Origin of the sequence: Bacillus sp. V3-13 (genome assembly GCF_002860165.1) — a bacterium.
Lineage (GTDB): Bacteria > Bacillota > Bacilli > Bacillales > Cytobacillaceae > Bacillus_BJ.
The window spans coordinates 116,604-127,694 of sequence record NZ_PGUZ01000027.1; the positions used below are offsets into that span (position 1 = coordinate 116,604).

Genomic DNA, 11,091 nt, shown 5'->3' on the forward strand with positions numbered 1-11,091 from the left:
ACATTTTATTAAGTTTATAATTAAGGCGAACAAATATATGTGAAATGTTTCACATAATTTTTGTCAAAGAAAACAATCGATCTCTTTATGAAAGTGAGGTGTATGGGGTGTATCCAAAAAATATTCAGATCATTTCACTCCTTAAAGAAAGGAAATTTCAGTATGAATTTCTTCATACTATTTTCGACAAGCCGTTGTCTTTCGAAATGCTTAAAACATGGAAAGAACAAATATTCGCGAACCAAATCGAATCCAATGAGCACCTGATTCCTTTTCTTACTGAATTATCCTCTCAAGAAACGGCAGATATTGTTTTAAAGGAGCAGAAAAATTTCCAGGAATTATTTTTTGGACCTGAACATATTCCGGCTCCACCATGGGAGTCTGTTTATCGGACAAGAGAAAGAATTTTATTTGGTGAACCTACTTTAAAAATGAGAGAAAAGCTAAGGGATTTTGACTTGCATTACGAGGAAGAGCATAAAGAGCCTGAGGACCACATTTCCGTTGAATTGGAATTTATGAATTACCTTATTGACAAAACTATGTGGTCAATTGACGAAGAAAACGAGAAAGAATGCAGTAAAGCATTATATTATCAATTTCGGCTATTGGATGAACATCTTATGAAATGGATAGAACCATTTACAGCAGATATCCTTTTAAACACAACTAGCTGCCTTTACAAAGGAAGCGCTTTATTTTTAAGAGATTTCATACAGGAAGATTATGAATATATGAAAGAAATAAAGGAGGTATTAGGCAATGAGTAATAATTTGTTTGAAAAGATTGCGAACCAAACAATGCCTCGCCGGACATTTCTTAAGTGGACAGGTGCAATCACAGCCCCTGCCGTCTTAGGGGGAGCGGTTGCGACGAAGCACTTAACTGAAAAGGCAAAAGCAGCAGAGAGCATGGAAGATGAGTTAGTCATTCCTACCTGTGGTACTACAAATTGCGGAGGCAGATGTTTAGTTAAAGCACATGTGAAAAACGGTACCATTGTTCGTATTACGACAGATGATGCCGAAGAAGACTCACTCACCTGTCCGCAAATTCGCGCATGTATTCGAGGTAGAAGCTATCGTCAATTCGTCTATCATCCTGACCGATTAAAGTATCCAATGAAAAGAGTCGGAAAACGGGGGGAAGGAAAGTTTGAAAGAATATCATGGGATGAGGCCATTGAAACAATTTACAAAGAAACTGAAAGAATTACAAAAAAATATGGGCCGGCATCTCGTTACAGCAATTATGCATCAGGAAACTGGGGTGGGCTTGTCAGTGGCCGGGTCATGTTCAATAAACTAATGGGCTTAACTGGTGGCTACTTGGGATATCACAATACTTACAGCACTGCTCAAACAAATAGTGCCACTCCTTTTACTTATGGTACAGCTTCAAGCGGCAGCAGCCTGGATTCTTTGGTAAATTCAAAGCTGATCATTTTGTGGGGGCACAATCCCGCAGAAACTATATGGGGAACGACCAATTTTTATTTAAAAAAAGCAAAAGAAGCAGGGGCAAAAATTTATGTTGTTGACCCACGTTATTCCGATACAGCTGTCGCATTGGCGGATGAATGGTTTCCAATCCGTCCGACAACAGACAATGCTTTGATGGATGCTATGACATATGTCATTATTACTGAAAACTTACATGATAAGGAGTTCCTTGATAAGTATTGTATTGGTCATGATGAAACCCATATGCCAGAGGGAGTTCCGGAAGGAGAATCTCTCCAAAGCTATATTTTAGGAGAAAAAGATGGAATAGCTAAAACCCCGGAATGGGCAGAAAAAATATGTGGTTTATCTGCAAATAAAATTCGTCAGCTGGCGCGTGAATATGCAACAGCTAAGCCAGCAGCTTTAATTCAAGGCTGGGGTCCTCAGCGGAACATGAATGGAGAACAAATTGTCCGGGGGGGTACAGTTTTGGCTTCCTTAACAGGCAATGTAGGGGTAAATGGAGGCTGGGCCTCCGGAGCAGGGTATTTTGGACGTACCAAAATAGCTTCTGTCCCAAATGTTCCAAATCCATTAAAACTTTCAATCCCTTGTTTCCTTTGGACAGACGCTATAATCCGTGGAACAGAAATGTCTGCCAAGGACGGTGTATTGGGATTAAAAGAGGGGGAAACATTGCCTTCCAACATAAAATTAATATTTAACTGTGCCGGAAATGCCTTAATTAATCAGCATGGAGATATAAACAGAACAAAGAAAATTTTAGAGGACGAAAGTTTAGTAGAATTTATTGTGGTAAGTGATATATTCATGACACCTTCTGCAAAATATGCCGATATTCTTTTGCCTTCCAATACATTTTTTGAACGGTATGATATTGGAACTCCCTGGGGATTTGGCGATTATGCGATTCTTTCTCAAAAGGTTACTGACAGCCTATATGAATCAAAATCAGATTATGAATGGATGACCCTGCTTGCGAAAAAAATGGGATTAGAACAAGAATTCAGTCAAGGAAAAACAGAAGAGGATTGGGCAAAATGGGTTATCGAAGAAACCAGAAAACAAGATCCGTCTTTCCCAACCTGGGAACAAATGAAGAAACAAGGCATTCATAAATGGAAATTCGACAAACCAACCATAGGGTTTGAGGAGCAAATCAAAAATCCGGATACCAAGCCTTTTCCAACACCATCGGGAAAAATCGAAATCTTCTCTAAGCGATTGTGGGAGATGGATGATCCTGAGAAGATTCCTGCCATTCCTAAGCATATTGCAGTTGCAGAGGGTCCTGAAGGCAGCTTGACAAAAAAATATCCTCTTCAATTAATAGGATGGCATTATAAAAGACGATGCCACTCTACACACGATAATAATGTTTGGATGGAGGAAGCATCCCGACAAGAAATATGGATGAATCCAATTGATGCAGATAAACGGAACATTAAGAAAGGAGACGTTGTAACAGTCTTTAATGATCGAGGCATTGTAAAAATTCCTGTGGCGGTAACCAATCGAATTATACCTGGAGTTGTGGCAATCCCTCAAGGTGCCTGGTATAAACCGGATAAAGATGGAGTTGATACTAGAGGGTGTATTAATGTACTTACAACACTGGAGCCATCCCCGTTAGCGAAGGGAAATCCGCAGCATACTAATTTAGTTGAAGTAGAAAAGGCTTAAAAGGAGGGAACCATTATGGAACAAATGGGATTTTATATTGACCAGTCTCGCTGTATAGGCTGCAAAGCATGTGTTATAGCTTGTAAGGACAAAAATGATAATCCGCTGGGAATAAATTTTAGACGTGTTTATTCTTTTGAAAATGGGGAGTTTTCAGCGAATAACAATGGAACATTTATCAATAATGTTCAATCCTTTTATCTTTCTATTTCATGTAATCACTGTGACGAACCGAAATGCGTAGAGGGTTGTCCAACCGGGGCAATGTATAAACGGAGTGAAGATGGAGTAGTTTCATTGATCATGACAAATGTGCCGGCTGTAAGTATTGCGAATGGAATTGTCCTTATGGAGCACCGCAATTTAATGAAGAAATTGGTAAAATGACAAAATGCGATTTATGTATTGATTTACTAGATAGAGGCGAAAGGCCCGCATGTGAAGGCGCATGTCCAATGCGTGCCATCGAAGTGGGTCCCATTGAAGAACTGCGCAAGAAATACGGCAATGTGAATGAAGTGAAAGAAATGCCTAGTGCATCGATTACTCATCCAAATATTGTGATTACTCTACACAAATACGCAAATTAAGGAGGTTTGTTCCATGCATGAATGGGCGTTATTAATCTTTACAGTGTGTATGCAGGCCGCGATCGGCGGGATGTTGATGCTGTGGTTGTTCTATCGGAAACTAGCAAAAATGGGCGGGGAAAAAACGTTTGTAATGATGAGAATTCCTCTGCTAGTGATAGCCGGATTATCGATTATCGGGCTGGGCGCGTCATTCGCCCACCTGGGTGCACCAAGCAATGCCTTCAATACGATCAGGCATTTGGGTTTCTCGTGGATGAGCCGTGAAATACTGATGACCGGACTGTTCATTGGCGCGGCTTGTGTCACCACCGCCCTGGCTTTTGTCCAGAAAAAGGTGAATCCGTGGTTATTGCTGGTTTCAGCACTGATTGGTTTGATTGATATTTACTGTATGGCGGCAATCTACGCCAATACATTGGTCAGCGGCTGGCATTCGATTAACACCTTTACCTCCTTTTATGGCACGGCATTTGTGCTCGGGCCGGTATTGGCGGCCAGCTTTATCGCTCCGCTGTTACGGGAAAAGCGGAGTGAAGCGGAAGCCAATGGCCTCGTTAAGTACGCCTTTTACATGGCGATATTCGGAATTGCTGTCCAAGTAGTCGGAGTCGCACTGTTTTCATCGTCCATGCCGGAAGTGAATATGATCAGCGGAACGAATGCGATGACCGGTTTAGAAGCGTATCAAGGCACAGTCGCTCTGCGCTGGATTATTGAAGTTGCGGGAGTCGGCGTATTGGGATACTTATCAATGGCAAACAGAAAGGTTTCGTTATCTTTTGCTTATGTGGCGCTTGCCGCACTGGTATTCGCTGAAGGCATGAGCAGATATGTATTTTATGTTTTAGGTTCCTGATTTTATACATGCACTTGAATGGAGTTACTGCTTACATCTTTTAGGGGGGTAAATGATGGGTTTATTCAGTAAATGGGCAGAGAGTCTGGATTACGAATATGAAATATTAAATACGTGCACCCGTCATCAAAGCCCCCGGTCTACATGTGAGAAGTGCCTGGAGTCCTGCGATATTGATGCGATCTCTATTGTTAAGGGTGTTCCGGTTATAAATAATGAAGAATGTATAGAATGCGGGAAATGTATGGCTGCTTGCCCTGTCCAGGCCGTGGCAGGCATTTTTCCGAAAAGGACAGTGATTCAAAATCAACTGGTGAGTACAGATGATGATGTCCCTACCGTAAAGGAACTCCTCGTCTATTATAAAAAAGGAATAAGAGCGATTGTCTGTGAACAAGAAAAATTGAATGAAAACTGGGAACAAACAATCGATGAAGTGAATGGCTTGTTACAGGAATTAGGTGAATCCGCTTTATCAGTTGTTTTTCATAAAGGCGGGGACTCGACAGGTACAACATGTACAAGAAGAGACTTATTTATTGCCTGGAGGAAAGAAACTCATTCTTGGATGAAGCAAATGACACCGGCCAAATGGCGGTTTAATCAAACCGACTTGGAATTGGCGAAACATTATCCAAACCATCAATTTTCCGGGATTAAATTGGACATAAGCAAATGTACTCTATGCAAGGCATGCCAGGTTCTTTGCAATAAAAATTGTTTGAATGTAACGGATACTGCCTTTTCCATTTCTGCTCAGCGATGCTCATCCTGCCGCTTGTGTGAGGATATATGTCCCGAAAAAGCAATCTTTATTGAAGAAAGAATTTCATTAAGTAAAACAATAAAGCATCCTGTTTATACGAAAGTCTGTAAAACATGCAACAAAAGCTTTGAAACATTGTCTGAGAACGCTGAAACATGTGTAATATGTATAAAAAGAAAAGGATTTCTAATGGCGAGATAATCATTGAATTGTAAATCATATTTTAGGAGTGGTCATGATGTTATCAAACATTGGAATATTAGGATTAATATTGGTGTTAGTACTTGCTTTGATTATATTTGGTCCGAAGAAACTCCCTGAGATTGGCCGGGCGATGGGGCAATCATTGAAGGAATTTAAGAATTCCACAAAAGGGATCATCGATGATGATAAAGATAAAGAAGAAAATGAGAGTAAGTAAAAAGGCAGTCCTTGTTATAAGGACTGCCTTTTTACTTTTCAAGAATGTTTTTAGACAGTCCTATTTTTCCATCCTCAAAAAAATAATTAAAACACGCGAAGAGTTTACAAATAATTTACAACCAGCCGTACTTCTCCGGGAAATTCGGCTTTTTTGTTGATTTCTATCGGCCTTATCTTAATAAAAACTTTGCAATCTTTATATCTTTTCATTAAATCAGCTTAATATATGTTTCTTATTCTTAAGAAAGAAAATACATACATGTTGGGTCAAATGATCCGCACGGCCAGTCTGGTACTTTAAAAGATTTTAAGAATGAAGTGATTGCCTTCTTTGGCAAGAGGGTTTATCACGATTTCTCCAATCGAGTGCCTTACCATAACCGAAAAACACGGTGTTCGGAAACTGGCAATCAACCAATCAGAGGAGGAAAATTAAATATGCGTAAATGGACGATGACTTTTGTCGTTGCAGTATTAATGGTAATAACAGCAGCTTGTGGAAATAATTCAAGCACTTCTGCTGGTGAGGCTGATAAGGGCGGGGCTGCTTCCAATACGACAACAGATGCTAATGCAGCCGAATTGGAAGGTACGCTAAACTTCTATACATCGCAGCCTGATGAAGATGCCGCTAAATTAGTGGAAGCATTCCAGGCAAAATACCCGAAAGTAAAGGTAGAAACTTTCCGGTCAGGTACAGAAGAGGTTATTTCAAAAATCAAAGCGGAACAACTGGCTGGTGACATTCAGGCTGATGTCCTGTTAGTGGCGGATGCAGTTACTTTTGAAAGCCTGAAGGAAGAGGATTTGCTTTTATCTTATGAATCACCGGAAGCTGAAGGCATTTCAAAAGAATTGGTGGATCCTGATGGCACATACTATGGCACTAAAGTAATGGCAACAGCGCTGGTTGTTAACACAGAAAACGTTGATGAAATGCCAACAAGCTGGGATGTTTTGACCTCGGCAGAATCTAAAGGAAAGATCATTATGCCTAGTCCGCTGTACTCCGGTGCTGCAGCATATAATTTAGGCGTTCTAACCCGCCAGGATGATTTCGGCTGGGACTTTTATAAAAAAATCAGCGCAAACGAAGTAACAGTGACGAAGGGCAATGGTGATGTTCTTAAAAGTGTTGCGGGCGGAGAAAAGGATTACGGAATGGTGGTCGATTTTGTCGTTGCCCGTGCAAAATCGGAAGGATCGCCGGTTGAACTCGTTTATCCAGAAGAGGGCGTCCCTGTCATAACAGAACCGGTCGGGATTATGAAGGATTCGCAAAATGAGGCTGCAGCCAAAGCGTTTGTCGATTTTGTTTTATCTGAAGAAGGCCAGAAGCTCGCTGCTGAACTCGGCTATACACCGATCCGTGAAGGTGTCGAGGCTCCGGAAGGATTGAAGACAATCGATGAGTTGAAAGTCATTTCTGCAGATATTAACGAGCTTTATCAATCAAGAGAAGATGATAAAAGACAATTTGAACAAACAGTTGGTCAATAGTTTGGCAACACTAGAGGAGTGGAGAAAATGATTCCACCATATCAAAGTTCATTAAGGAAAGCGAGACCGTTTCACTCGTTTTCCTTTTCTTCTATTTTTCGGAGTTGGTCGGGAATCCTGGGCTTCTTATTGATTACATGTCTATTTTTACTGCCCGTATGCCGATTGGTGTGGTTGAGTCTTTTCTCGGAAGGAAAACTCAGCCTTACTCTTTACCAGGAGGTTTTAACAGAAGCAGCGACGTGGACAACGATAAAAAATACGCTGTGGATTACGACAGCGAGTACTCTGGTCGCTCTAGTTTTAGGTGTAAGCCTTGCCTGGATTATGGCGTATGTGAATTTGCGGAGAAAAAAATGGCTACAATTATTTATTTTTATGCCATTTATCATCCCTTCCTACATCACGACCCTGGCGTGGGTACAATTCTTTGGCCAAAACGGGCCGCTTGCTGCTTTGTTTTCTTCGGCCGGGCCAATCTTTAATTTATATAGTATGGAAGGGATTATTCTAGTATTGGGGCTGTCCCATTATCCCCTTGTTTATTTATTAAGTATAGAAGTTTTTCGGAAAATCCCCCGGGAGCTGCAACAGGCGGCCAATGCAGGGGGAGCGGCCAACTGGACGATCTTTACGAAAATTGTGTTCCCAATGGCGCTGCCTGGCATTGCCGGAGGAGGGCTGCTGGCTTTTTTGTCCAACCTTGATAACTTTGGAATTCCTGCTTTTCTCGGAATTCCCGCCAATATTCGTGTCCTGAGTACATACATTTACGAGCAGGTGATAGGCTATGGACCGTCAGCATTTGCTAGGGCAGCGGTTTTGTCTGTTCTGCTGGGATTGATTGCTTTAATCGGGACGGTGCTTCAGTGGTTGATTATTAGAAAAAGCAAGGTTCATGAAACGGCGAGCCGGGACATGGAACCGCGCTATTTTCTTACAAACGGCTGGCGTTCGGCTGTTGAGTTTATTCTCTGGGCTTTTTTGCTTTGTACAAGCCTGATCCCTTTTCTGACGATGGCCGCAACGTCTTTTCTTAAAGCTTATGGTTTATCTTTTCGATGGGAAAACCTGTCTCTAAAAAACTATCAATATCTATTATTTGAAGATGCTAAAACGATAAATGCAGTGACCAACAGTATTACCCTTGCGCTGGCGGCGATGCTTTGCTGTTTCGTCATCGGCACGGCCATTGCTTATTTGCGTTTTAAACATCCATCTGTCTTTGTTCGATTGACCGAGATCATGGTTACCATTCCTTATGCTCTCCCTGGTACCGTGTTTGCCCTCTCAATCATTCTCATGTGGCTGCAGCCGATTCCGGGATGGCAGCCTGGTGTGTATGGGACTGTTTGGATTTTATTGATTGCCTATATTGCGAGGTTTACCATTCTGCAAATGCGCGGCAGCTTAACCGCATTTTCACAGATTGATCCTTCGATGGAAGAAGCAGCGTTGACAGCTGGTGCAGGTCGGCCGGCGAAGTGGAGAAAGATCCTTCTGCCGCTGCTTTTGCCGGGAGTCCTTGGCGGTGCTTTGCTTGTTTTCTTAACCGCGTTAACCGAATTAACGGTTTCAAGTTTATTGTGGTCAAGCGGGTCCGAAACAATTGGGGTTGTTATTTTTAGCTTTGAGCAGGCTGGTTACAGTACATTATCAACAGCTTTTTCAAGTATGATCGTGCTGGTGATCATGCTGCTTGGGATTTTGTATATTTTCGCCGAAAAAGTTTGGAAGGAGCGAGTGATAAAGAACGATGATACAAATTAATGAAGTAAGCAAAAAATATGGAGAATACACAGCACTGAAAAATATTAATCTCAAACTTCGTGACCAGGAATTTGTCGCAATACTGGGACCTTCCGGCTGCGGGAAAACGACTTTACTGAAGCTTTTGGCAGGATTTATGAAACCTTCTTCCGGTCAGATCATCATTCATGATGAACTTGTTGCCGGTCCCTACAAGCTTGTTCCACCTGAAAAAAGAAATATTAGTATGGTGTTTCAATCTTTCGCCCTTTGGCCGCACATGACAGTCGCCGAGCATGTATATTTTCCTCTTAAACACCATCGTTATGGGAGAATAAAAGATAAACAGGAACAGGCTGTCCGCGTTCACGAGACGCTCGAAATGGTTGGACTTGAGAATTTAAAACACCGATATCCTGCCGAACTTTCCGGAGGCCAGCGGCAGCGCGTAGCTTTAGCAAGAGCGATCGTCCCCCGCCCGGCCTTATTGCTCATGGATGAGCCACTCAGCGCCCTTGATGCGGAACTAAGAATGGAAATGCGCAAAGAAATTCAGGGAATTCACCGGCAATTGGGCACCACGGTCGTGTATGTGACCCATGATCAAGGTGAGGCACTCGCTATGGCAGACAGAATTGTCGTCATGAATAAAGGCGAAATTGAACAAGTTGATTCACCGGAAGCTATTTATACGAAACCTAGAACTGTGTTTGTTTCCACTTTTGTGGGAAAAAGCAATTTAATCAGCGGAAAATGGATCAATATCGATACCTTTATTCCTGATGGTTTTCCGCATGTCAGCTGGCCGGATATGGGAACTTCGGTCGAACTGAAAAAGCAAAATCTATACCCGGTCAGGCCCGAACAATGGGTACTCGCGGAGGCGGAGCGGGGCGAAGTGACGGGAGAAATTCTTTTTGCCCAGTTTCAAGGGAACGAAATTCATTATAGTGTATTAGTGAATGGCCAGACGTTCAATGTATATTCTTCTGTTTTTCATAAACGCTTTGTACCTGGAGATAAGGTCAGCTTGAAAATAAACATCGGTGTCAAGGAAACAGCGATGTCTATTTAATATGTTTCTGGCAAGCTGTGTCTGTTTCAGAAACAGATGTAATGTGATAAAGTGTAACCAATCAGAATTTTTACTACCTAATTCTATTAGTCAGCTTACGCTTTATTTTTCAACAAAGAGAGGTTTGACATGAAGCAAACAGCTGGTCGTTACCAAAAAGAGATTACTGTAAGAAAACAAGTAAATTTAGATTATCTATTACATTTGCCGGAAGACTACTATTTTGAACAGGAGAAGGCTTTTCCGCTTGTTTTATTTCTTCATGGAGTTGGGGAGCGTGGCAATAATGCTGAGTTTCTTAAAAGGAATGGCCTTCCGAAACTGGCAGAGACGCAGGAATTGCCATTTATTCTTTTGTCACCGCAGTGCCCTGATTATGTTCCCCGGTATTCAAACTGGCTATTAGAGCTGGATGCTGTTATGAATTTGTTCGAGGAAACGATACAAAAATATCGGGTTGATGAAAGCAGAATTTATCTTACCGGTTTAAGTATGGGCGGTTATGGCGCCTGGGAGCTTGCCATCCAGAATCCTGACAGGTTTGCGGCGGTAGCGCCAATATGCGGGGGCGGATCGGCAGAAAACGTTCATCGATTAAAGGATATCCCTGTTTGGACTTTTCATGGAGCGAAGGATGACATTATTCCAATTGAAGAGACCGAACAGATGGTGGCTGCTCTTAAGGAAGCAGGCGGGAATGTAAAGTTTACGGTCTATCCGGATGCAAAGCATGATTCATGGACGGAAACGTATAATAACCCGCAATTTTTCGAGTGGATGCTCAGCCAATCCAAGCTCCATTCATAACAGGCTAAACAACCGAAAATGAAGCAACCATGAAACTTCTTTGATGTTCAATTCTAGACAAATCCCATTCCGAATCTTTCTGCATATAATGCAGAATGGAAGAGAGTAGGTAGTGTAAAAAGTTCTATGAAAACTCGGCTTTGAGGGTTCCGTTCTGCCACAAAACAGA

Annotated in this window: 9 protein-coding genes and 1 pseudogene; all 10 read left to right on the forward strand. The window is 41.9% G+C overall.

Features of this window, described 5'->3' with window-relative positions; translation table 11 throughout:
- Positions 1–107 precede the first annotated feature (107 nt).
- The 10 genes and pseudogenes from CU633_RS10875 (at position 108) to CU633_RS10920 (ending at position 10,922) form a co-directional block, all read left to right on the forward strand.
- Complete coding sequence (locus CU633_RS10875; protein WP_180954936.1) at positions 108–773, forward strand: TorD/DmsD family molecular chaperone; 666 nt, start codon at positions 108–110, stop codon at positions 771–773.
- A complete protein-coding gene (locus CU633_RS10880; RefSeq protein ID WP_101660338.1) occupies positions 766–3,153 on the forward strand; it encodes a DMSO/selenate family reductase complex A subunit in 2,388 nt (795 codons plus the stop codon). The genes CU633_RS10875 and CU633_RS10880 overlap by 8 nt, the downstream gene beginning before the upstream one ends.
- 15 nt (positions 3,154–3,168) lie before the next feature.
- Positions 3,169–3,743: pseudogene (locus tag CU633_RS10885) on the forward strand (DMSO/selenate family reductase complex B subunit).
- A 13-nt stretch (positions 3,744–3,756) separates the two neighbouring features.
- Complete coding sequence (locus tag CU633_RS10890) at positions 3,757–4,602, forward strand: dimethyl sulfoxide reductase anchor subunit family protein (RefSeq protein ID WP_101660339.1); 846 nt, start codon at positions 3,757–3,759, stop codon at positions 4,600–4,602.
- Between the two features lie 55 nt (positions 4,603–4,657).
- Positions 4,658–5,569, forward strand: coding sequence for a 4Fe-4S dicluster domain-containing protein (locus CU633_RS10895; protein WP_101660340.1), 912 nt, complete (start codon positions 4,658–4,660; stop codon positions 5,567–5,569).
- A gap of 37 nt (positions 5,570–5,606) precedes the next feature.
- Entirely contained in the window at positions 5,607–5,789 is a 183-nt protein-coding gene (tatA, locus tag CU633_RS10900) for a twin-arginine translocase TatA/TatE family subunit (RefSeq protein WP_101660342.1), read from the forward strand.
- Positions 5,790–6,229: 440 nt separating this feature from the next.
- On the forward strand, positions 6,230–7,291 hold the full coding sequence (locus CU633_RS10905) for an ABC transporter substrate-binding protein (protein WP_101660343.1): 1,062 nt from the start codon (positions 6,230–6,232) through the stop codon (positions 7,289–7,291).
- A 27-nt stretch (positions 7,292–7,318) separates the two neighbouring features.
- Positions 7,319–9,061, forward strand: coding sequence for an ABC transporter permease (locus tag CU633_RS10910; RefSeq protein ID WP_101660345.1), 1,743 nt, complete (start codon positions 7,319–7,321; stop codon positions 9,059–9,061).
- Positions 9,048–10,115 carry an ABC transporter ATP-binding protein gene (locus tag CU633_RS10915; RefSeq protein WP_101660347.1) on the forward strand — a complete coding sequence of 356 codons (1,068 nt, stop codon included), beginning with the start codon at positions 9,048–9,050 and terminating at the stop codon, positions 10,113–10,115. The genes CU633_RS10910 and CU633_RS10915 overlap by 14 nt, the downstream gene beginning before the upstream one ends.
- Before the next feature lie 129 nt (positions 10,116–10,244).
- On the forward strand, positions 10,245–10,922 hold the full coding sequence (locus tag CU633_RS10920; protein WP_101660349.1) for a prolyl oligopeptidase family serine peptidase: 678 nt from the start codon (positions 10,245–10,247) through the stop codon (positions 10,920–10,922).
- Positions 10,923–11,091 lie beyond the last annotated feature (169 nt).

What these genes read in the sequence shown, in the direction of transcription:
- CU633_RS10880 (WP_101660338.1), top strand. Translation starts at nt 766, where the DNA reads ATGAGTAATAATTTGTTTGAAAAGATTGCGAACCAAACAATGCCTCGC.
- CU633_RS10890 (WP_101660339.1), top strand. Translation starts at nt 3,757, where the DNA reads ATGCATGAATGGGCGTTATTAATCTTTACAGTGTGTATGCAGGCCGCG.
- CU633_RS10895 (WP_101660340.1), top strand. Translation starts at nt 4,658, where the DNA reads ATGGGTTTATTCAGTAAATGGGCAGAGAGTCTGGATTACGAATATGAA.
- tatA (WP_101660342.1), top strand. Translation starts at nt 5,607, where the DNA reads ATGTTATCAAACATTGGAATATTAGGATTAATATTGGTGTTAGTACTT.
- CU633_RS10905 (WP_101660343.1), top strand. Translation starts at nt 6,230, where the DNA reads ATGCGTAAATGGACGATGACTTTTGTCGTTGCAGTATTAATGGTAATA.
- CU633_RS10910 (WP_101660345.1), top strand. Translation starts at nt 7,319, where the DNA reads ATGATTCCACCATATCAAAGTTCATTAAGGAAAGCGAGACCGTTTCAC.
- CU633_RS10915 (WP_101660347.1), top strand. Translation starts at nt 9,048, where the DNA reads ATGATACAAATTAATGAAGTAAGCAAAAAATATGGAGAATACACAGCA.
- CU633_RS10920 (WP_101660349.1), top strand. Translation starts at nt 10,245, where the DNA reads ATGAAGCAAACAGCTGGTCGTTACCAAAAAGAGATTACTGTAAGAAAA.